This is a genomic window from Pseudoduganella flava (assembly GCF_007830495.1).
Classification (GTDB): Bacteria; Pseudomonadota; Gammaproteobacteria; order Burkholderiales; family Burkholderiaceae_D; genus Rugamonas; species Rugamonas flava.
Genome location: NZ_VLKW01000011.1, coordinates 252,482 through 271,747 on the forward strand (window position 1 = coordinate 252,482; position 19,266 = coordinate 271,747).

A 19,266-nucleotide genomic window follows, 5' to 3' on the forward strand; every position below is an offset into this window, starting at 1 on the left:
GACATTGCGTGGGAGAGTCTCTGATGGACAGCAGCAAAAACAAGAACAGCGAACAAGAAACCGGCGTTGCCGGCCGGCGCAGCTTCCTGGGCAAGGGGGCGGCATTGGGTCTGGCCGGCGCGGCCCTGGGCCTGACGGCCTGCAAGGAAGACGGCAACAAGGCCAAGCCGGCCGCCGCCGCTGGCGCGGCGCCGAAGAGCCACGGCACGGAAGTGGCGCCGGGCCAGCTGGACGACTACTACGCGTTCATCAGCTCGGGCCACTCGGGCGAAGCGCGCATCCTCGGCCTGCCTTCGGGCCGCACGCTGAAGCGCATCCCCGTCTTCAACATCGACTGCATGGTCGGCTGGGGTATCACGAACGAGTCGAAAGCCATCATGGGCACGAACCCGGATGGCACCCTGAAATACACGACGGGCGACACCCACCACGTGCACGGCAGCTACAAGGACGGCACGTATGACGGCCGCTGGCTGTTCATCAACGACAAGATCCATGCCCGCGTCGCCCGCATCCGCATGGACACGATGGAAGTCGACAAGATCACCCAGCTGCCGAACGTGATGGGCTTCCACGGCATCTTCCCGGACAAGCGCGACCCCGTCGACCAGAAGATCAATTACACGACGCGTGTGTTCTGCGGCGCCGAATTCCACATCCCGCTGCCGAACGACGGCCATGACGTGGACGATCCGAGCAAGTGGGGCGCGCTGTTCTCGTGCGTCTCGGCCGAGACGATGGAAGTGATGTGGCAGTGCCGCGTGGACGGCAATATGGACCTCGTGGCGACGAGCTACGACGGCAAGCTGGCCGCGTCGAACCAGTACAACACGGAGAACGCGGCGGACCTGAACGGCATGATGGCCGCCGAGCGGGATGCCTGCGTGTTCTTCAACATCGAGCGCATCGAACGCCTCGTCAAGGAAGGCAAGTACACGACGATCGGCAACTCGAAGGTGCCCGTCGTCGACGGCCGCAAGGCAGCCAATGGCGATCCGAAGACGGCGGTCACGTGTTACGTCCCGGTCGGCAAGAACCCGCACGGCGTCAACGCTAGCCCGGATGGCAAGTACTTCGTCTGCTCCGGCAAGCTGTCGCCGACCGCGACGATCATCGAACTGACGAGGGTGCTGCAATGGTTCGAAGGCAGCCTGAAGACGGAGCGCGACGCCGTCGTCGGTGAACCGGAAATCGGCCTGGGCCCGTTGCACACGGCGTTCGACGGCCGCGGCAACGCGTACACGTCGCTGTTCCTGGACAGCCAGTGCGTCAAGTGGAACGTCGACGCGGCGATCGCCCAGTTCAAGGGCGACAAGACGGCCAAGGTGATCATCGAGAAGATGGACGTGCACTACCAGCCGGGCCACAACTACTCGTCGATGGGCGAGACGAAGGAAGCGGACGGCAAGTACCTCAACTCGGGCAACAAGTTCTCGAAGGACCGCTTCCTGCCGGTGGGCCCGCTGCACGTGGAGACGGAACAGCTGATCGACATCAGCGGCGACAAGATGAAGCTGATCGCCGACCACACCGCGTACTCGGAACCGCACGACGGCATCATCGTGCGCCGCGACGTCGTCAAGACGCGCCAGATCTACACGATGACGGACTTCCCGAACCACGTCACGCCGGACAACGCCGGTATCGAGCGCAAGGGCAACAAGGTCAACGTGCGCCTGATGTCGCAAGCTCCCGCGTACAGCATGCCCGTCATCAAGGTGAAGAAGGGTGACGAAGTCACGATCACGCTGACGAACCACGACAAGGTGGAAGACCTGACGCACGGCCTGGCACTGCCGACCTATAACGTCAACTTCATCGTCAACCCGCAGGAGACGAAGTCGGTGACGTTCAAGGCCGATCACGCCGGTGTGTTCTGGATGTACTGCACGCACTTCTGCCACGCACTGCACCTGGAAATGCGCAGCCGCTTCATCGTCGAGGCTTGATCCACCCTATGTCCGCCGCGCTCACGAGGCGCGGCGGCTTGTCATTCATGACCCAGATTACCCACCTCCTGCGCGCGTGCCTGCTGTTGCTTGCCGTTACTTTGATGCCGGCCCGCGCGGCCGTGTACGACGCCGAGCTGCCGCCCGGCTTGATGCATGGACCCGACCTGTGCGCGTTCGCCGCCTGCGGCGACGTGCTGCCGGGTGCTACGCGCTTCTCCGAGCGGGTCGGCAACCCGCAATACGTCAAGGCTTACGCCAAGGACGCCAAAGGGGCCGAGCAGGTGGTCGGTTACGTTTTCCTGTCGACGGACGTCGTCGACATTCCCGCCTATTCGGGCAAGCCGGTCGTCACCTTGATCGGCATGGACACGAAAGGCATCATTACCGGCGTACGGGTGCTGAAGCACTCCGAGCCGATCCTGCTGGCCGGGATTCCCGAGTCGGCACTGCTGGATTTCATCCGCCAATACGTGGGCCGGCGCGGCGACGCGAAGCTCGAGATCGGCCATGGCGGCGACGGCACCGAAGGGCTGGACGCGATCAGCGGCGCCACGGTGACGGCGATCGCCGAGAACCAGGTGATTTCCCGCAGCGCCTACGAGATCGGCCGCCAGGTCGGCATCTTCACGCAGGCGGCGCGGCCACCGGCACGCTTCACGGCGCTGGACGAGCGGCTGAACTGGGCGCAGCTGGTGGACAGCGGCGCCGTCACGCGCCTGCTGGTGCAGCCGGGCGACGTGGGTGTTGCCGGTAACGGTCCATACATGGACCTGTACTTCGGCTACCTGAACGTACCATCCGTCGGCAAGAGCCTGTTGGGCGAGGGCGCGTGGCGCCGCCTGATGGACGACCTCAAGCCGGACGAGCATGCGATCTTCGTCATCGCCAGCGGCCAGACGTCGTTCAAGGGTTCCGGCTTCGTCCGCGGCGGCATCTACGACCGCATCCAGGTGCGCCAGGATGCGCAGACGTTCACGTTCCGCGATACCGATTACCTGAACCTGTACCGCCTGCAGCCGGCGGACGTGCCGGCCTATACGGAGTCGGGCATCTTCATCGTCCGCTCGGCCAATTTCAACCCGGCGTGGCCATGGACGCTGCAGTTCCTCGCCAACAAGCGCGACGCGAACGGCGTGAAGAGCTTCGCCCACTTCGACCAGCCGTACTGGGTGCCGGCGCGCTACCTGGAAGGCGGCCACCCGAAGGTCGTCGAGGCACGGCCGGCCTGGCAAAAGATCTGGCTGGAGCGCCTGCCGCAGATCGCGCTGTTCGGCGCGATCCTGCTGGCGACGGCCGCGCTGTACTCGCAACGCGACCGCCTGGTGCGGGCGTCGAACCGCAAGCACAAACCGTGGATCAGCCGCCCGCGCCTCGTGCTGTGGCTGGCCAGCGTGGGCTTCCTGGGCTTCTACCTGAAGGCGCAGCCCAGCGTGACCCAGGTGATGACGTGGCTGCATTCGCTGCTGCACCAGTGGAAGTGGGAACTGTTCCTGTCCGATCCGTTCATCTTCCTGTTCTGGTGGTTCATCATCATCACGGTGCTGATCTGGGGCCGCGGCCTGTTCTGCGGCTGGCTGTGCCCCTTCGGTTCGCTGCAGCAGCTGATGCTCAAACTGGGCGCGGCCATCGGCCTGAAACGCTTCCAGAAGCTGCTGCCGAAGCGCCTGCACGACAAGCTGCGCTGGGTGAAATACGCGATCTTCTTCGCGCTGATCGGCGTGTCGCTGTTCTCGATGGAACAGGCCGAGCACCTGGCCGAGATCGAGCCGTTCAAGACGACGTTCCTCGTCGGCGTGTGGAACCGCACGTGGCCGTTCTGGCTGTTCATCGGCGGCATCCTGGGCCTGTCGTTGATCAGCGAACGGCCGTACTGCAAGTACCTGTGCCCGCTGGGCGCGGGCCTCGCGCTGCCCGGCAAGTTCCGCCTGTTCGGCCTGAAGCGCAAGGCCGAGTGCACCAGCTGCCACGCCTGCCAGAAGGGCTGCGGCTCGCACGCGATCGACGACCAGGGCAACATCGACCAGATGGAATGCATGCTGTGCCTCGACTGCATGGTGATGTACTACGACGATCACGCGTGCCCGCCGCTCGTCAAGGAGCGCAAGGGACGCGAGGCGAAAGGCCAGGCGCTGACGCGGATCGGTGCCGACGGTTACTTCGTGCCGCTGGACCGCCTGCGCGATTCGCTGCGCGAGCGCGCCACCGGCAAGGAGGTACCGTGAACGATGGCAGATGCCCGCTGATTTCGGCCGCGTTGGCAACGGCCGCGCTGGTGACCTGCGCCGCCCATGGCGCGGTGCTGCCGGTGCATGCGGGCGAATCGATCGGCGCGGCGATCGCCCGCGCCCAGCCGGGCGACACGGTGCGGGTGGAGCAGGGCACATATCTTGAACACCTGCGCATCGACAAGCGTTTGACGTTGGAAGGCCGCGGCAAGCCTGTGATCAGTGCCGGCGGCAGCGGCGATGCGATCCGCATCACGGCGCCGGACGTGACGGTCGCCGGCCTCGTGGTGAAGGACAGCGGCACCGACCTGACGGCGCAGAACGCCAATATCTACGTGATGCCGGGCGCGCACCGCGTGACGATCCGCGACTGCGAGCTGTCGCATGGCCTGTTCGGCATCTGGCTCGAAGGCAGCGACGACGCGCGGCTGCTGAAGAACGTCGTCAAGGGCCGGGCGGACCTGCAATCGGCTGCGCGCGGCAACGGCATCCAGGTCTACGCGACAAAGGGTGCCCAGGTGATCGGCAACGAAATCAGCGACAGCCGCGACGGCATCTACGTGGACGTGTCGCGCGATGCGCTGTTTCGCGGCAACCGCATTCACCACGTGCGCTACGGCACCCACTACATGAACACGAACCACAGCACGTGGGAAGACAACGTCGTCTACCAGAGCCGCGCGGGCCTGGCGCTGATGGAAGTGCGCGACATCATCGTGCGCCGCAACGTCGCGTGGGGGCACACGGACCACGGCATCATGCTGCGCACGATCCAGGATTCCGTCATCGAGGACAACGTCGTCGCCGGCAACGACCGCGGCTTCTTCATCTACGACGCCGAATACAACGTGGTGCGGCGCAACCTCGTGATCAACAACCGCACCGGCGTGCACCTGTCGGCCGGCTCGTCGAACAACCGGGTCGACGGCAACGACTTCATCGGCAACGAAGAGCAGGTGCGCTTCGTCGCCGCGCATGACGTGCAATGGGGCCGCGAACAGGGCAATTACTGGAGCAATTACGCCGGCTGGGACCAGAACGGCGACGGAGTCGGCGACGTGGCCTACGAGGCGAACGACGTCGTCGACCGCCTGGCGTGGCGCTACCCGCTGATGAAGCTTCTCGCCGCCAGCCCCGCATTGCAGACCTTGCGCTTCGTCGCCCGGCAGTTCCCGCTGCTGCGCGCGCCCAGCGTCGTCGACGGCCGGCCGCGCATGCGGCCCGCGACTACCGATTGGAAGAAATGGCATGACACCTACCCCCGCTGACCCCGACGCACCCGCCGTATCGATCGGCGGTGTGTCGCACCGCTTCGGCACGCTGGACGTGCTGCACGACGTGACGTTCGACATTCCGCGCGGCACGATGTTCGGCCTGATCGGCCACAACGGCGCCGGCAAGAGCACGCTGTTCCGGCTGATGCTGGGCCTGATCGTGCCCACCGGCGGCACCTTGCGCGTGCTCGGCGAGCTGACGGCCGCGCCGGCTTTTCGCCAGACCCGCCGCCGCATCGGCTACCTGCCCGAGACCTTCGTCACGTGGGACAACCTGACCGGCACCGAAGTGCTGCACCTGTTCGCGGACCTGAAGCAGGTGCCGCGTGCGGGCTGCCCTGCGCTGCTGGACCTGGTCGGCCTCGGTGCCGCCGCGGCCCGGCCCGTGCACACGTATTCGAAAGGGATGCGCCAGCGCCTGGGCCTAGCGCAGGCGCTGCTGGGCGAGCCGGAATTGATCTTCCTCGACGAGCCGACCAATGGCCTCGACCCGCAAGGCATCGCCGACTTTTACGCGATTCTCGCGGCGGTGCAGGCGCGCGGCGCGACGATCGTCATCACGTCGCACATCCTTGCGGAGATCCAGCACCGTGTCGACCGGCTGGCGATCATGCATGGCGGGCGCGTCGCGGCGCTGGGCACGCTGGCGCAGCTGCGCGACGGCATGGCGCTGCCGCTGGAGATCATCGCGGCCGTCGAGCCGTCACGCCACGCGGCGGCCGCGGCGGCGCTGGCGCTGCTGGCCGCGCGGCACGGCGACGGCATCGCGTGGGACGGCGTGCCGGAAGGTTTCCACGTGCGTTGCCCGGCCGCCGACAAGATGGCCGTGCTGGCCGCGCTGGTGCCGCACGCGCGCGATGTCGCCGTGCGCGAGTCGACATTGGAGCAGGTATTTCTCGGGTTTGGAGGCGGACATGTCCAGCGGGTTTGAATGGCGCCAGGTGCGCGTGATCGCGGCGAAGGAATGGCGCGACCGCCTGCGCAACCGCTGGTTGCTGGCAGTGGCGCTGGTGTTTGCCGTGTTCGCGCTGGCGATCGGTTATTTCGGCGCGGCGCAACAGGGGCAGGTGGGCTTTCACGGCATCGAGGCGACCATCGCCAGCCTTGCCAGCCTGGTGATCTACCTGGTGCCGCTGATCGCGCTGATCCTCGGCTATGACGCCGTCGTCGGCGAACGGGAACGCGGTGCGCTGGAGCTGCTGCTGTCGATGCCGATCAGCCGCCTGGAAGTGTTGTGCGGGAAGTACCTGGGCCTGGCGGCGGCACTCGCGACGGCCACCGCGCTGGGCTTTGGCGTCGGCATCCTGCCGTTGTTCAACGAACTGTCGGTGGCGGACGGCACGCGCTATGCATGGTTCGTCGCCACGGCCGTGCTGATGGGCTGGGCCTTCCTCAGCATCGCCGTGTTCGTGTCGGTGATCGCGACGGACCGGGTGCGTGCCAGCGGCGCCGCATTGGCGCTGTGGTTCTTCTTCGTGCTGGTGTTCGACCTGCTGCTGATGGGCGCCCTCGTCGTCAGCGGCGGGGGACTCGACAGCGGCGTGTTCGCCGCGCTGCTGATGCTGAACCCGGCCGACGTGTTCCGGCTGCTGAACGTGTTCAGCTCCGACCAGGCGCAGGGCATGTATGGCCTGGCGACCGTGATGCCGCCCGGCTGGACGCACCCCGCCGCGCTGTTCGCCGTGATGTTCGCGTGGACCGCGCTGCCGTTTTATTTCGCTCACAGGAGATTCAAATGAAGTACACACAATGGCGCGTCTGGCTGGCCGCTGCGGTGCTGGCCGGTTGCGGCCAGGCCGCGTCGCTGCAGGCCGCCGATCCCGCTGCCGACACCGCGTGCGCGCTCGACGGCATGGTGCTGCGCGACTACCCGGGCGCCAAGGCGCAGATCCGCTACACGGACGGCAAGACGGATTACTTCTGCGACGTCGTCGAGCTGCTGCGCACATTGCTGGCGCCGGAGCAGGCGCGCGGCAACAGCGCGCAATACGTGCAAGACATGGGCAAGGCGGACTGGAACCATCCGCAAGGGCACTGGATCGCCGCGCGCGAAGCCGTCTACGTCGTCGGCAGCCGCGCGGTCGGTTCCATGGGCCCGACCGTGGTGCCGTTCGCCCAGCTGTCCGACGCGCATGCGTTCGTCGCGCGCGAAGGCGGCAAGGTGGTGCGCTTTGCCGACATCACCCTGGCGATGCTGGACACGCGCATGCATGGCCATTGACCAGCCTTTGACAAATACGGGTAACGCGCCGCCCCGTTTTCCCGTCAGCGTGGCGCGTCATGACGCTGACACACAACCCAAGCAATGAGAGATCGACATGAAACTGCAAACCATCTGCGCGGCACTGGCGCTCGGTGCCCTGGCTGTTGCGGCGAACGGCGCCGCGGCGGCCGACAACGCCAAGGCCGAAGCGGCCTACAAGGCAACCTGCATGGCCTGCCACGGCAGCGGCGTGATGAACGCGCCGAAGGTCGGCGACAAGCCGGCGTGGAAACCGCGCGTCGCCAAGGGCAAGCCGGCCGTCTACGCCAACGCGATCAAGGGCTTCAACATGATGCCCGCACGCGGCGGCAATCCGGCGCTGAAGGATGACGAGGTGAAGGCCGTCGTCGACTACATGATCGGCAAGAGCAGCTGATCGCAGGCCGCCGGCAAGGCGGCCTTTTTGCTTTGGAGAGTACGATGTTGCGCTTGTTTGCAGTGCTGTTGGCGTTGCTGGCCCTGGGCGGATGCGCCCGGGAAGAGCAGCGCCACAAGACCTCCGGCCACGTGTTCGGCACGACGGTCGAGGTGACGATCTATGGCGGCACGCGCGAGCATGCCGATGCGCTGGCGGAAAAGGTGATGGCCGAATTCGACCGGCTGCACCGAAAGTACCACGCCTGGCAGCCGAGCATGCTGACGGGGCTGAACGATGCGATCGCCAACGGCGAGCCGTTCGTGGCGGACGCCGAGATGGCCGACCTGCTGAAATCCGCTGCCGCGCTGTCGGCCCGCTCCGACCACCTGTTCAACCCGACGATCGGCCACCTGATCCGGCTGTGGGGCTTCCAGAGCAGCACATTCGAGCCGAAGGCGCCGCCGGAAGCGGAAATCCGGCGCTGGTTGGACGCCAACCCGACACTGGACGACCTGCGTTTCGACGGCACGACCGTCACCAGCATCAACCGGGCCGTGATGATCGACCTGGGCGGCTATGCGAAAGGTTATGCGCTCGACCGCGCGGCCGCGATCCTGCGCGCCGCGCACGTGAAGGCCGCGCTGGTCAACATCGGCGGCAACGTGATCGCGATCGGTCAGCCGGGCGCGAAGCCGTGGCAGGTCGGCATCCGCGACCCGCGCGGCAACGGCACGGTGGCGATGGTGCCGCTGCACGACAACGAGGCGATGGGCACCAGCGGCGACTACGAGCGCTATTTTCTGAAGGACGGCAAGCGCCGCCCGCACATCATCGACCCGCGCACCGGTTACCCGATCGACCTGGTGGCCTCCGTCACGATCGTCACGTCTGGCGGCAAGGACGTGGGCTTGCGCTCGGACGGCAATTCGAAGCCGCTGTTCATCACGGGGCCGGCCGGGTGGGAACAGATGGCGGAGCGGCTGGGGCTGAAGGAAGTGCTGATGGTCGACACGGAGCGGAAGGTGTACGTGACGCCGGCGCTGCAGGCGCGGCTGGGCCATTAACGAAAACGCCCCGGTGTCAGCCGGGGCGCTTGCTGCGGTGGCGGGCCTGTTACCGCTGCCGTGGTCCGGCAGCGCCGATCTCGAACACCTCGACCGACCAAGAGTAGTCGTACTCGTCGTGCTCGACCACCGCGTGGTAGCCCTTGCCGATCATCTCGGCGGCGAACGCCTCCGCCTCCTGCTGGCTGACGCAGCCTTTCTCGTACAGCGGCGCCGCGCCACCGGCCTGCGGGACCTCTTTCCCGGTCACGGACAAGCCCAGCTTTTTCAGCCAGACCGCCAGCGCCGGTACCAGCCCCATGGACGGCGCCCCGGAATGCGGCGGCGCCGCGCCGGCGACGGCCGGCACGACCTTCATTTTTGTACTTCCCATGTTGGCATCCCTGTTATGTGTTATGACCAAATATTAATTTGCAATTAGAGGCTCTGCAATAAATAGTTATCCAAAGAAGGATCGATTGTTGCGCGGTATGACTTTTTGAAGGATGCCGGCAAAAGGCGACGCAAGTGTTGCGCGGACGCGTGTCGGCTGCGCGTCGCGGCGGCAGGGGGGCGGCCTGCGGTGGGAAGGTGAGCGGCCTTGCGCGGGCGTAGAAGGGGCGTTATCGGAAGGATTCGGTTTTATCGAAAAGTGACCAGCCATGGCGGAAAACCGATGTGGAGGATGATTTAACCCGGCATCACGGCATGCTTGCGCGAGCGCGCGCCACCGAAGCGCAGCCTGCCTGCGGTTCGGCAGCCCCGGCCGGGCGAGCGACTTCCATTGCGCCCGCACCCTTGGAGGTTGGCGCTTTGGCATGTCATAATGTAGGGCTGTGCCCTGGTGGTGAAATTGGTAGACACACCGGACTTAAAATCCGTTGGCCGCAAGGCCGTGCCGGTTCGATTCCGGCCCGGGGCACCACTACCTCTTCCATATACCCACCGAATTTCGCCGATTCTCGTTGTATTTCAAGCAGTTAGGGCTTGTCGCGCTGCCCCGGCTCACCATCAAAAGACAACAAAAAACCACCGCTTTCTGCTACTCTTTACGAACTTTTTACAGAGGTTTTACGAACAGTCCGTAGCGATGGCGACATACAGGAAAGTCCAGCTGAAAAGCGGCACGAAGTGGAGGGTGCAGATTGCTGTCTCTGGCACCCGGGAATCAGCCAGCTTCTCGACGAAGGCGGAAGCGGTGGCCTGGGCAGCAGAGCGCGAGACGGAGATTCGGCGAGGCGCCGCAGCGGGTGGAAGCAAGAAGACCTTGCTTGATGCGTTCGCGCGGTACGAAAAAGAGGTTTCCGAGCACAAGCGAGGCAAGCGCTGGGAGATCGTCCGCATGAATGCGATCGCCCGGCATCCGGTGAACGGGAAAGCTCTAGGCGACATGCGCATGGAGGACATCACGCCGGAGGTGCTAGGGGCGTGGCGCGACGCACGAATGGCCGGTGACGGTGCCGTATCCGGTTCGACCGTCAACCGCGACTTGAACTTGCTCTCACACGTCTTCGCTACCGCGCAGACAGAATGGAAGTGGATCCACGCCAGCCCAACCGCAAGCGTACGCCGGCCGAAGGAGGCTGCTGCACGTGACCGCCGCATCAGCGATGACGAGATAGAACGGATTTGCTTCGCCCTGGGCTTCGACGAAAAGCCCGTCACCACGAAGAGCGGGGCGGTCGCGGTAGCTTTTCTATTCGCGATCGAGACAGCAATGCGAGCCGGCGAAATCTGCGCGTTGACGCCGGAGAATGTGCGCGGCACTGTGGCCCACTTGCCCATCACGAAGAACGGTCGCAAGCGTGACGTGCCGCTGTCAAAGCGCGCGCGGGAGCTGCTGAAGCTTCTGCCGGCATCGGATGCGTCAGTATTCGGCCTGGCGCCTTCGACGCTCGATGCACTGTTCCGCAAGGCGAAGGCCCGGGCCGCGATTGAGGGGCTGACATTCCATGACAGCCGGCATGAAGCGATCACCCGGCTGGCGCAGAAGCTTTCGGTTCTGGAGCTGGCACGTATGGTCGGGCACACGAACCTGAACCAGTTGCAGACCTACTACAACGAGACGGCCGAGAATATCGCGGCCCGTCTCGACTGAACCCGGCTTCAGTGCTTCTCGCGGTAGCTCTGCGCCCATTCGATTACATCCTTGGCGTTGAACAGCGGTTGCGAGCGGCCGCCCTTCGTCGGCAGGCGGATCGCCTTCGGGAAGCTCGGCAGGCATGCCATACGATCGCGTACGGTCTGCGGGTCGCGCTTCAGGTAGGCGCCAATCATTTCGAAGTCCCACAGGTCAACCGACAGCGGGATTGCCGGCCGCAGGCGATTTTGCAGTGCGTCCGCCAAGCGTTCAATCAGGTCTGCTTCGCTCATTTCAATATTCCTTCCGGTTCATGTGTTCGGTAATGCTCGGCGCCGCGGCGGGCGCCTCCTTCTCTTCTGGTGCGGCAGCCACATTGATGTATGCGCTGATCACCTTGCCGGTCATGAAGTCCAGCAGGGTAGGGCGTCCCCATCCGCCCCAATCGTAGTCGCCATACCGCACCGTTTCGGTCTTGCCTAATCCGTAATGGATCGTCACAGGACGGTCATTTGCCGCCTTCGTGATGGCGGCGCGCACTCGTTGTTCGCTCCACATGGTCAATTCCTTTCTTCTGGTGCGGCAGCAGCGAACTCGCCGTCGATGTGGAACATGAACAGGTTGTAGTTCGGCGTTGCCATGCATCCGCCTGCAATCCTGGCGATTTGCTCTCGGCTCAGCCCGGGCGTCGCCCTTTCGCTGGCGCGGCGGGTGGCCTCCTCGACGCCCCACTGATAGCCAATCCATGCCCCCTGCACCCAATCATCACGGAACGTGGTATCGCCTTCAGCATCGAGTTTCGTCTCGCGCGACCAGTGTTTCGGCAAGCGCTTGAGGAACGCCGCGCGCATTGCTGCGTCATGGTCGGCGGCGGTCATTTTGCATCCTCGTCGGGATGTTGCGGTAGGCGCTTGAGGCGCGAGGCATCGCTCGATACTTCGAACCAGCCGCCGCACACGCGATCTTGGAATTGCTCTCCGCGCACTGGCTCCTCGCCGTTCATTCCTACCACGCGCAAGCAGTGCGGGCAGCGCGCAATCCAGTCGCCGTCTTCACGAGCGAAGCACTCCACGACCAGGATTTCATCAGTAGCATTTGCCATGACCATCACGAACCTTCCTTTCCGGCCTGCTTGGCAGCGATGGCGCGCTCGAATCGACTGGCCTCGGCGCAGGAGCGGAAGCCGACCTCTACGGACATGTCGGAGCGGCGAACCACACGCAGCGGCCGGGGCAGATCGTCCAGCCGTTGCATTGTCAGCGCGCGCCAGTCGGCAATCTCGGCTTCTGCTGCCCGCAGAGATTCGGATGTGCGATAGCTGTCGTGCAACGCGTCAAGTTTCACCCGTTCGCGCCATGGCTTCGGCAGCGCCGGCAGTTCCTGCCCGTCTGCTGGCGACTGGTCGGAGCACGCGTCGCATTCGGACGGCGGATCGCCGATTGGGCCGGCTATGGCGCGGGTGCCGTTGCAGACCTTGCACGACGCCTGTTCCGCCTCTTGCTGGCGTGCTGGCTGGGCGGCAGAAGCTATGACCTGTGCGGCCCTTTCGCGGCCGGCGGGCGAGAGGTGGACACCATCAGGGTTCCGGCCGGGAATCACTTCGGCCAGCTTGCGCATGTCCTGAATGCGTTCCTGTTCCGCTGCGCTCACTGGTGCGCCAGCCGACAGCATGCCGTCCAGTGCCGCACGAATCTGGTTGCCTGTCGCGCCATTGCACATGTCGCGGATGCGCTGCACCACAGCCGTTTCTGGTGCGCCAGCAGATGGGGGAAGGGATGCGCGGGCGCGGTCGATGATGGCGCGATAGTCGCTGGGGTCGAGTGTGATGGCATCGCCGTTCAGGTAGTACTGCATACCTTTGCGCGACAGAATCGGGCGCAGGATTTCCTGGTACTGCTCGTCCGTCAACGGTGCGGCGCTCACTGGTGCGGGAGTGGCGCGCAAACCTGCCTTGAAGCCTTCCGCGAATGCGTGGTGCTCGTCTTGGCGCGGGACCGTGCTGAAGCGCTCGGTGTACTGCTTTTCCCATTCCTGGCGTGCTGGCTCAAGTGCCGGGCCTACGTCGATGCTCCCCGCGCCTGCTGCTGGTGCCGAGGAGCCGCCCAAATGCCGAATTACCTTGGCGATGATTCCAGACCACGTTACCCAGTCTCGATCACATGCCGGGATGCTCGCTTCGCCCACGGCGATGGCTTCAAGGTCCATAACCAATGCGCGGATATTTTCTGGCAACAGGTGGTCTGCGCCTGCTGCTGGTTCCGGGCGACCTTGGCAAATATCGCACGACTCGTTTGGTGCGCAACCACAGTCTGCTTTGGTGTAATTCTTCGTGTTGTCCATATTCCTCTTTCTGTGAGTGGGGCGGGGTTAGTGCCCGAAGAAGCCTGCGATGTATGACAGCCTTGCCCAGCGCGGCCAGTCTTTCGACAGAAGGTCGTAGACCGAAAGCACGCCACGCGCTTTGTCGCGTTGACCCTTGGCGTAGAAGGCTCGTTTTCCAGCCAGTGGCTTACACATCGGATGCCTCCCCCGCAGCTGGAGCGGACATAGCGGCGCGTCGGACCTGTACCTTGCCGGAACCGCCGCAGTGCGAGCACGGCAAGCCTTCCGCTCCATTACATGCGGCGCAGTCCACCAGCACGCGCTGGTGTTCGCATTGACCGAGCGCGGGCAGGCCGCATTCCTTTGCGCCGACGATCACGAATCCGCACATCGCGCCCGGACCAAGGCTTCCGCGTACTGCACACAGTGGATTACCCATGCTTGCCTCCCTGTTCGGCTGCGGACATGGCGGCGTCGATGGCTTCGCGGGCCGTAAGCTGCCAAGCGCCCTTCGCGCCCCAGCCCAAGAAAGGCCGTGTGTTGCCGACCTCGTCGAAGACGAATACGCGGCACGCCTCCCCATCCCTGCACCATGCGATCCATGCCTCGTGCTGAGACATGAAGTCCAGTCGCGCCGCATCCCGCGCATCGCTGCTCGCAGCAGAGGGGGCGGGGCTGGTGAATAGCGGCTCCCAGTTGTGATAGCTATCGTTTGGTTTATAAGGGGCAAACTTGGGTGATTTCCCCTGCAATTCGAGCGCCCTACGGTTATGGGCCATGAATTGCCATTCCCCATCACCCACCCCTGGCTCCTTATTCGTGTCCCGTTGATACCGCCACGCTACCGGCTCGGCCTGGGCCTGCGATGCTGCGGCAAGAGCTTTGCGCAGGTCGGCGGTTTCTTTCTCAGCAAAGTGAAACTTGACCCGGAAGTCCAGTTCATCCGGATGGTTCAGCGGGCTACATGCGCGTGCACGTTCCCGCCACGTTTTGATCGTGCCCGCCGTCGCGCTGTCCTTGACAGGTGCGGCGGCTGGGGTGATGGCGAGCTTGGTTTCGTCCCGCGCCTCTTGCAGTGCTGCGGCCAGCTCGGCTCGGAACCAGTTTTCGTCCTCATCGCCTGTTGGTTCGTGGTTGAGGATGAAGCGATGCAGCGCCGTGCCGGTTCCTTGATCCAAGGCGCGGTCGCATTCGTACCAAGTCGGCAGCTCCCCCGCCGCTGCTTGTGGTGCTGGCGTGACAGAGGCGGCGCGCTCGGCAAGGGCGATCAGTTCCAGCACGGCGGCAGGATTGGCGGCGGCGATGAACTCCATGTTCGCGCTTCGCTCCGGCCAGAAGTCCTCGTCCCACTCGGGGGCAATGCACACTTCGTCGTCAGTGTTATCGCCAGCCACTACCTCGTTGAGAAATGCGGGCTTGGGGTTGCCGAACGAGGGGCCGGTAGCAACCCATGGGCCGGGCGTCGCCGCTTCGGCCAGCCGCTTCAATTCTTCGATCGGTTCTTTGTTCACGGTGTTTCCTCTCGGTGATTGGGCTATTCCGCAAGCCAGGCGTCACGCTTGATTGTTTCTTCGGCCAGAATTTGCTGGCGCGTTTTCAGGCTGCCGTCGGCGTTGGTGTTGAACGGGTTTAACGTCTGACGGAAATGCCGCGTTTCCTGCCGCGTCTTGCCGGCAGCGTCCCGGTACTTCTTGACGCCCTTTACGCCCACATAGTCGAACGCATAACGTGTCATTTCGTATTCCTCTCGGTGATTGGTTAGCGGGAGCGGGCGGCGCGCTGCTCGGTCACGTACTCGACCAGCTTGCGCACGCCACGGCGCCGCGTCGGGGAACCGCGCACGATCCACAGGCCGGTGCCGGGCCAGAAATCGACCGTCTGCGCTCCGGCTTGCACGACCAGATGTGCGCCCAGGTTTTTCACTTCGTACTGCACGCCAGCGCGCGTCAGCACGGCGGCGGAGTGCTCGCGGTTGTCGCTGCGCTTCTCCTGCCGCGCCTTGCGCAGCGCGTTGAAGTCGTCGGCCATATCGCTCACGTCACGCCTCCTTGGTGGTGGTTGGCTGGGGCAGTTCGGCTCGGCGCTTGCGCTCGCGTGCTTTCTCTGCTCGCGTGTAGTGCCGCATGCAGCGCTTGATTTCCTCGACAGTCAGGCCCGAATTGTGCTCGCCTGTGCGCTTCATCTTCTGAATGCTTGCCATCGCTCAGCCCTCCCGTGCAGGCTGAGAGGTGGACGGAGCGGCGAGGCGCCAGCGGCTGATTACCCACTTTCGTTCCATGAACTCGTCGCCTACTTGCCACGCCCATTCAGCTGCCTTGACGTTGGGCGCGATGGTTCCGTTGCGGAACTCCACATCAACCCGCACTTCGTTCGCTACCGGCTGCACGCCCGTATTCGTGCGCCATCCATCCGCCCCTTCTGCGCCTGCTGCGGCTTGATGGAATGCGGCGAGAACGGCGCGGGCGAATTCGATCACGGACGAGCTGGCAACCGCATGCTCGGTGCCGTCGTCGCTCTGCGTCAACCGCAGGCAGTCCAGCGTCAGGATTTCGTCGTCCGTCAGTTCGGCCGGCGCTGCCTGCTGCGGGGATGCGGAGACAGGGGCAGCTGGGTCTAGCCCTGGCAGCGGCGGCGCGTCGAAGCGATCATCATGCTTGGCGTCGAACCATGCTTGCGCGCCGATGCCTTCGGCTGCGTCCGGTATCAAGCCCGGGCCTACGAGGCCGTTGTGGACCCATTCCATTGCGGCTTCGGCGCCTTGGCCTCGATCCCACTCCAGCCACGCGGCCTGATTGCCGGCAATGACGTTGTGCAGCGCCTTGGACACGAGGAAATGAGACTTCCACAGATTCTCGCGCTCAGTGCGCAGCGCTTCGACTTCGGGGCGCAGCCGGGCGTTCTCCGCCTCCAGCTCGGCGATGCGGGCGGCGCCGTTGTCCTCGATCGTGTCCAGTTCCAGCAGGCGCGCTACGGAGCGCACGTCGCCGGCAAGGATGGTTTGCGACGGCGCGCCGGGGATGTTGAGGCGCACTGCTGCGGTATTCTCCGCGCTCAGGAGGTCGCGCACAGCGGCGATGACGTTCTCCCGCATGGCGTCGTGGTGTTTGTGGTTGTTCATTGTTGGTCTCCAATCAGATTCATCATCGTTACGCAGGCTCCAGCTCGCGTTGAACGCTCGCGGCCGAAAGGTGCACGCCGTTCATCGCGCAGAAGGCGAGGGCGTACTCGATCAGGCTTGCGGCGCGCTTCTTCGACATCAGGGCTGTGCTCTCGCGCAGGTTCAAAAACTCGCCTTCCAGGCCCGGCACCATTTCGGAGCCTTCGTTCGTCGCCGCAGCGTGGCCGGACACCAGAAGCACCTTCCATTGCGCAGCGGTGCGCGGCTTGCCGGCCCACTTCAGTCCGGACTTCGCGATGTCGCCGACGATGGCGTGAAACTTGGCGTTCTGGTCGAGGTTCCGCTTTGGCTCGCAGAACGTGACCATCCAGCCGTCCGGCGCCTCGTATGCGAAATGCGCAGCGTTGGCGCGCGCTTGGCGGTGGGCCAGCACGAAGGTCCGTTTCTCAGTCATGCCGCCACCTCCATCGAGTTCAGCAGATCAACCTTCGCTTGGACTTCGGCCAGGAAGGCGAGCACGCCGGGTTCCAGCGTCTTGCTGATATAGGCGTCGTCGCGGTAGATGCGCTGGCGGTACAGCTTCAGGTGCTCGGCGCCGGCCTGCATGCGCGGGTCGAACGAGCAGAAGTCCACCCAGTCCAGCTCCAGCACCCAAATCTGGCCCTGTACCTGCGGCTTGTGGTGTTCGGGCATGCCGGTTTCCCACGTCAGCAGGTGAATCGCGCTGTTGTAGGGCGACTTGATCTCGATGCCACCTTTCGGGCCGACGAGGCCATCCGAAGAGGCGCCAACCCATTCGTGCTTCGGATGCTTTTTGAAGCCGACTTCGCGCACGATCGCGCCGGTTTCTTCCTCGTAGGTGGCGCGAGCGTACGGCTCTGCCTCCGTCCCCCACTGCATTGCGAAGCTGCTCGGGGTCACGATCGGCTCGCCCGTGATGCGCTCCACTACAAGGTGCATCAGGTAGTCTTCCCGCGCCTTCAAGGGCTGGCCGTTACGGCCCACGGCCAGGATGTCAGCGAAGCACGAGGCGGTCGCATGGCCGGCACGCTCACGCAGCCAATCGGCGCCGCCTTGATTGGATTGGCGCTCAATCATTGATCGCTCCTTCGATGACGTTTTCGGCGCGCTTCTTCAGCTCGGGCAGGTGAGGGGCGAGGGCGCGGCGCTGCTCCTTCGTGATCTTGCTCCATGCCTCTTCCAGCGCTGCAAGCCCGTAGTCGGCCACGGCGCCCAACTGGTCAAGCAACTGCTGATCGGCTTCGGTGAACTCCACCGTCATCGCTTGCTCGGCGACTGCCGCAGCGCCGCGGCTTGCCGGCCGCTCGTTCACGTCGACGATGCGTTCGGCCTCGTCCTGGTCGTAGATCCCCACGTAGCCGAATGCGAGACGTGCGCACTGGATCATGGCCTTGTGGCGCAGCATGCGCTTCGGGTGCGACTGCCACGGCTTGGTGCCGCGCTTGCACTCGCTCAGGTATTCCGTCGTCTTGATCGCGTGGGAACGGTCCTTGCGGTAGATGATGCACGTGCACGACTCGTCGTCCTGCTGGAACTCCATGCCGTCGAATTGCGGGTTCTCGTTGATGATCCTCGCCCAACCATCCACGCCGACCACCGGGACGATGCCGTTGTTCTGGTCCGGGAATGCGTAAATCTCCTTCGTCCACGGGTTCAATCTGTACTGGTTCGCGACGATCAGCAGCGCCGACATCTGCGCGTCCGATACCTGGCCCTTAAACGCGGTCGCCTTCAGTACGTTCACCAGCTCGCCGGATTCAGGGATATTGAACAGGCCCGCCAGTTTCGACGCCTGTTGCACTACGAGGTTGCTCACGATGTTGCCTTTCTGCGGAGACTATGCCCGCGTCGGATTGGTAGAGAAATCAGAAGCCCTTGATAAAGCTGACGACAGCGCGCCAGCGAGCCTTGCGGGGCGTGAAGCCAGCCAGCAGCGACAGGCGGTACTGGGTGCGGAGGAAACGGATCGCGCTCATACCAAGCCTCGTTCAATCTGCATGCGCTTCGCGGCCAGCTTCACGCGGCGGCGCTGGATCAGGTTCATGCGAGCGATCGACAGTTCGTGCAGCGAAGCGGCGTAAGAGAAATCCTCGTCAGCGCGCGTCTCTTGCAGCGACAGCGCTTGCAGGCGGATCGCCTTCGTCAGCTCCCGCACGAAGCGGGCAATGCGGACTGCTACCGATGCGCGCTCGTGGTGTCCGTACCGCGGCGGCTGCTGGGTGTGCGTGCGTTTCATCGTCTGCTCCGTTCAGGTGTCAGAACTTCCGGCGCGGCGCGCCGAGGATCATCAGGAATGCGATCAGCAGGATTGCGAAGATGCTCATGGCTTACGTCCTTTCAGAGTTAGACCGCTTTGAAATTTCCATTGCTGTCGAGCTGGTACCACTTCCCAGCCTCGATGCCGTTCTCGCCCACCTTGCTTGCGCGGACGTGAAGGAGGTCACCAGCATCATTGCGGTACGCCAGCACGATTGCGCCAGTCTCACCAGCCATCGCGCGGCCCTCGTAACCGCATGCCATCGCAACGGAGTGCTTGCCCGTGCTGCTGGCCGCGCCTTGGTAGCCCGTGCTGCTGGCCGCGCCGTAGTCGCCCGTGCTGCTGGCCGCGCC

General features: G+C 64.5%; 24 protein-coding genes, 1 tRNA gene and 1 pseudogene. 10 read left to right on the plus strand and 16 right to left on the minus strand.

Annotation, left to right across the window (positions count from 1 at the left end; genetic code table 11):
* Positions 1 to 23: 23 nt before the first annotated feature.
* The 8 genes from nosZ (at position 24) to IP92_RS24460 (ending at position 9,136) form a co-directional block, all read left to right on the plus strand.
* Positions 24 to 1,949 (plus strand): TAT-dependent nitrous-oxide reductase, encoded by a 1,926-nt coding sequence (gene nosZ, locus IP92_RS24425; RefSeq protein ID WP_145880174.1) that lies wholly within the window; start codon positions 24 to 26, stop codon positions 1,947 to 1,949.
* A 56-nt stretch (positions 1,950 to 2,005) separates the two neighbouring features.
* A complete protein-coding gene (locus IP92_RS24430) occupies positions 2,006 to 4,174 on the plus strand; it encodes a 4Fe-4S binding protein (RefSeq protein WP_371860977.1) in 2,169 nt (722 codons plus the stop codon).
* The gene (locus IP92_RS24435; protein WP_371860972.1) at positions 4,171 to 5,445 is read left to right on the plus strand and encodes a nitrous oxide reductase family maturation protein NosD; all 1,275 of its coding nucleotides are present in this window, start codon (positions 4,171 to 4,173) and stop codon (positions 5,443 to 5,445) included. Before IP92_RS24430 ends, IP92_RS24435 begins: the two co-directional genes overlap by 4 nt.
* Complete coding sequence (locus IP92_RS24440) at positions 5,426 to 6,382, plus strand: ABC transporter ATP-binding protein (protein WP_145880177.1); 957 nt, start codon at positions 5,426 to 5,428, stop codon at positions 6,380 to 6,382. The genes IP92_RS24435 and IP92_RS24440 overlap by 20 nt, the downstream gene beginning before the upstream one ends.
* Positions 6,366 to 7,190, plus strand: a complete 825-nt coding sequence (locus IP92_RS24445) for an ABC transporter permease (RefSeq protein ID WP_145880179.1) — start codon at positions 6,366 to 6,368, stop codon at positions 7,188 to 7,190. The genes IP92_RS24440 and IP92_RS24445 overlap by 17 nt, the downstream gene beginning before the upstream one ends.
* Positions 7,187 to 7,672: a nitrous oxide reductase accessory protein NosL gene (locus tag IP92_RS24450; RefSeq protein ID WP_145880182.1), complete on the plus strand. Its 486-nt coding sequence runs from the start codon at positions 7,187 to 7,189 to the stop codon at positions 7,670 to 7,672. The genes IP92_RS24445 and IP92_RS24450 overlap by 4 nt, the downstream gene beginning before the upstream one ends.
* Before the next feature lie 97 nt (positions 7,673 to 7,769).
* A complete protein-coding gene (locus IP92_RS24455) occupies positions 7,770 to 8,090 on the plus strand; it encodes a c-type cytochrome (RefSeq protein WP_145880183.1) in 321 nt (106 codons plus the stop codon).
* 44 nt (positions 8,091 to 8,134) lie between these two features.
* Entirely contained in the window at positions 8,135 to 9,136 is a 1,002-nt protein-coding gene (locus tag IP92_RS24460; RefSeq protein WP_145880185.1) for an FAD:protein FMN transferase, read from the plus strand.
* Positions 9,137 to 9,185: 49 nt separating this feature from the next.
* On the opposite strand, the gene IP92_RS24465 is transcribed toward IP92_RS24460, so the two are convergent.
* Positions 9,186 to 9,509: a hypothetical protein gene (locus IP92_RS24465; RefSeq protein ID WP_145880187.1), complete on the minus strand. Its 324-nt coding sequence runs from the start codon at positions 9,507 to 9,509 to the stop codon at positions 9,186 to 9,188.
* Between the two features lie 444 nt (positions 9,510 to 9,953).
* On the opposite strand from IP92_RS24465, the gene IP92_RS24470 reads away from it, so the two are divergent.
* A tRNA-Leu gene (locus tag IP92_RS24470) sits at positions 9,954 to 10,040 on the plus strand.
* Between the two features lie 165 nt (positions 10,041 to 10,205).
* Positions 10,206 to 11,213 carry a tyrosine-type recombinase/integrase gene (locus IP92_RS24475; RefSeq protein ID WP_145880189.1) on the plus strand — a complete coding sequence of 336 codons (1,008 nt, stop codon included), beginning with the start codon at positions 10,206 to 10,208 and terminating at the stop codon, positions 11,211 to 11,213.
* An 8-nt stretch (positions 11,214 to 11,221) separates the two neighbouring features.
* Here IP92_RS24475 and IP92_RS24480 read toward each other — a convergent pair whose 3' ends face one another.
* From IP92_RS24480 to IP92_RS30010, 15 genes and pseudogenes are all read right to left on the minus strand, one after another.
* Positions 11,222 to 11,488, minus strand: a complete 267-nt coding sequence (locus tag IP92_RS24480; RefSeq protein ID WP_145880191.1) for a hypothetical protein — start codon at positions 11,486 to 11,488, stop codon at positions 11,222 to 11,224.
* 1 nt (position 11,489) lies between these two features.
* A complete protein-coding gene (locus IP92_RS24485) occupies positions 11,490 to 11,753 on the minus strand; it encodes a hypothetical protein (RefSeq protein WP_145880193.1) in 264 nt (87 codons plus the stop codon).
* A 2-nt stretch (positions 11,754 to 11,755) separates the two neighbouring features.
* Positions 11,756 to 12,073, minus strand: a complete 318-nt coding sequence (locus tag IP92_RS24490; RefSeq protein ID WP_145880195.1) for a hypothetical protein — start codon at positions 12,071 to 12,073, stop codon at positions 11,756 to 11,758.
* Positions 12,070 to 12,306 (minus strand): hypothetical protein, encoded by a 237-nt coding sequence (locus IP92_RS24495; protein WP_145880197.1) that lies wholly within the window; start codon positions 12,304 to 12,306, stop codon positions 12,070 to 12,072. Before IP92_RS24495 ends, IP92_RS24490 begins: the two co-directional genes overlap by 4 nt.
* Complete coding sequence (locus IP92_RS24500) at positions 12,303 to 13,535, minus strand: hypothetical protein (protein ID WP_145880199.1); 1,233 nt, start codon at positions 13,533 to 13,535, stop codon at positions 12,303 to 12,305. Before IP92_RS24500 ends, IP92_RS24495 begins: the two co-directional genes overlap by 4 nt.
* A gap of 413 nt (positions 13,536 to 13,948) precedes the next feature.
* Positions 13,949 to 15,028 carry an ead/Ea22-like family protein gene (locus IP92_RS24505; RefSeq protein ID WP_145880202.1) on the minus strand — a complete coding sequence of 360 codons (1,080 nt, stop codon included), beginning with the start codon at positions 15,026 to 15,028 and terminating at the stop codon, positions 13,949 to 13,951.
* A gap of 23 nt (positions 15,029 to 15,051) precedes the next feature.
* Positions 15,052 to 15,252 carry a hypothetical protein gene (locus IP92_RS24510; RefSeq protein WP_145880204.1) on the minus strand — a complete coding sequence of 67 codons (201 nt, stop codon included), beginning with the start codon at positions 15,250 to 15,252 and terminating at the stop codon, positions 15,052 to 15,054.
* A gap of 23 nt (positions 15,253 to 15,275) precedes the next feature.
* Positions 15,276 to 15,554: a hypothetical protein gene (locus IP92_RS24515; protein WP_145880206.1), complete on the minus strand. Its 279-nt coding sequence runs from the start codon at positions 15,552 to 15,554 to the stop codon at positions 15,276 to 15,278.
* 1 nt (position 15,555) lies between these two features.
* Positions 15,556 to 15,717, minus strand: a complete 162-nt coding sequence (locus IP92_RS30005; protein ID WP_158206869.1) for a hypothetical protein — start codon at positions 15,715 to 15,717, stop codon at positions 15,556 to 15,558.
* A 3-nt stretch (positions 15,718 to 15,720) separates the two neighbouring features.
* On the minus strand, positions 15,721 to 16,635 hold the full coding sequence (locus tag IP92_RS24520) for a hypothetical protein (RefSeq protein WP_145880208.1): 915 nt from the start codon (positions 16,633 to 16,635) through the stop codon (positions 15,721 to 15,723).
* 28 nt (positions 16,636 to 16,663) lie between these two features.
* Positions 16,664 to 17,089 carry a recombination protein NinB gene (locus IP92_RS24525; RefSeq protein WP_145880211.1) on the minus strand — a complete coding sequence of 142 codons (426 nt, stop codon included), beginning with the start codon at positions 17,087 to 17,089 and terminating at the stop codon, positions 16,664 to 16,666.
* Positions 17,086 to 17,733 (minus strand): lambda exonuclease family protein, encoded by a 648-nt coding sequence (locus IP92_RS24530; protein WP_145880213.1) that lies wholly within the window; start codon positions 17,731 to 17,733, stop codon positions 17,086 to 17,088. The genes IP92_RS24525 and IP92_RS24530 overlap by 4 nt, the downstream gene beginning before the upstream one ends.
* Entirely contained in the window at positions 17,726 to 18,472 is a 747-nt protein-coding gene (gene bet / locus IP92_RS24535) for a phage recombination protein Bet (protein ID WP_145880215.1), read from the minus strand. Before bet ends, IP92_RS24530 begins: the two co-directional genes overlap by 8 nt.
* A gap of 156 nt (positions 18,473 to 18,628) precedes the next feature.
* Positions 18,629 to 18,892, minus strand: coding sequence for a hypothetical protein (locus tag IP92_RS24540; RefSeq protein ID WP_145880217.1), 264 nt, complete (start codon positions 18,890 to 18,892; stop codon positions 18,629 to 18,631).
* A gap of 107 nt (positions 18,893 to 18,999) precedes the next feature.
* Positions 19,000 to 19,266: pseudogene (locus tag IP92_RS30010) on the minus strand (DUF7666 domain-containing protein); the annotation flags it as partial.

What these genes read in the sequence shown, in the direction of transcription:
- IP92_RS24460 (WP_145880185.1), top strand. Translation starts at nt 8,135, where the DNA reads ATGTTGCGCTTGTTTGCAGTGCTGTTGGCGTTGCTGGCCCTGGGCGGA.
- IP92_RS24440 (WP_145880177.1), top strand. Translation starts at nt 5,426, where the DNA reads ATGACACCTACCCCCGCTGACCCCGACGCACCCGCCGTATCGATCGGC.
- IP92_RS24540 (WP_145880217.1), bottom strand. Translation starts at nt 18,892, where the DNA reads ATGAAACGCACGCACACCCAGCAGCCGCCGCGGTACGGACACCACGAG.
- IP92_RS24475 (WP_145880189.1), top strand. Translation starts at nt 10,206, where the DNA reads ATGGCGACATACAGGAAAGTCCAGCTGAAAAGCGGCACGAAGTGGAGG.
- IP92_RS24465 (WP_145880187.1), bottom strand. Translation starts at nt 9,509, where the DNA reads ATGGGAAGTACAAAAATGAAGGTCGTGCCGGCCGTCGCCGGCGCGGCG.
- IP92_RS24445 (WP_145880179.1), top strand. Translation starts at nt 6,366, where the DNA reads ATGTCCAGCGGGTTTGAATGGCGCCAGGTGCGCGTGATCGCGGCGAAG.
- IP92_RS24500 (WP_145880199.1), bottom strand. Translation starts at nt 13,535, where the DNA reads ATGGACAACACGAAGAATTACACCAAAGCAGACTGTGGTTGCGCACCA.
- IP92_RS24490 (WP_145880195.1), bottom strand. Translation starts at nt 12,073, where the DNA reads ATGACCGCCGCCGACCATGACGCAGCAATGCGCGCGGCGTTCCTCAAG.
- IP92_RS24480 (WP_145880191.1), bottom strand. Translation starts at nt 11,488, where the DNA reads ATGAGCGAAGCAGACCTGATTGAACGCTTGGCGGACGCACTGCAAAAT.
- IP92_RS24520 (WP_145880208.1), bottom strand. Translation starts at nt 16,635, where the DNA reads ATGAACAACCACAAACACCACGACGCCATGCGGGAGAACGTCATCGCC.
- IP92_RS24510 (WP_145880204.1), bottom strand. Translation starts at nt 15,252, where the DNA reads ATGACACGTTATGCGTTCGACTATGTGGGCGTAAAGGGCGTCAAGAAG.
- IP92_RS24530 (WP_145880213.1), bottom strand. Translation starts at nt 17,733, where the DNA reads ATGATTGAGCGCCAATCCAATCAAGGCGGCGCCGATTGGCTGCGTGAG.
- IP92_RS24450 (WP_145880182.1), top strand. Translation starts at nt 7,187, where the DNA reads ATGAAGTACACACAATGGCGCGTCTGGCTGGCCGCTGCGGTGCTGGCC.
- IP92_RS30005 (WP_158206869.1), bottom strand. Translation starts at nt 15,717, where the DNA reads ATGGCAAGCATTCAGAAGATGAAGCGCACAGGCGAGCACAATTCGGGC.
- nosZ (WP_145880174.1), top strand. Translation starts at nt 24, where the DNA reads ATGGACAGCAGCAAAAACAAGAACAGCGAACAAGAAACCGGCGTTGCC.
- IP92_RS24485 (WP_145880193.1), bottom strand. Translation starts at nt 11,753, where the DNA reads ATGTGGAGCGAACAACGAGTGCGCGCCGCCATCACGAAGGCGGCAAAT.
- IP92_RS24525 (WP_145880211.1), bottom strand. Translation starts at nt 17,089, where the DNA reads ATGACTGAGAAACGGACCTTCGTGCTGGCCCACCGCCAAGCGCGCGCC.
- IP92_RS24455 (WP_145880183.1), top strand. Translation starts at nt 7,770, where the DNA reads ATGAAACTGCAAACCATCTGCGCGGCACTGGCGCTCGGTGCCCTGGCT.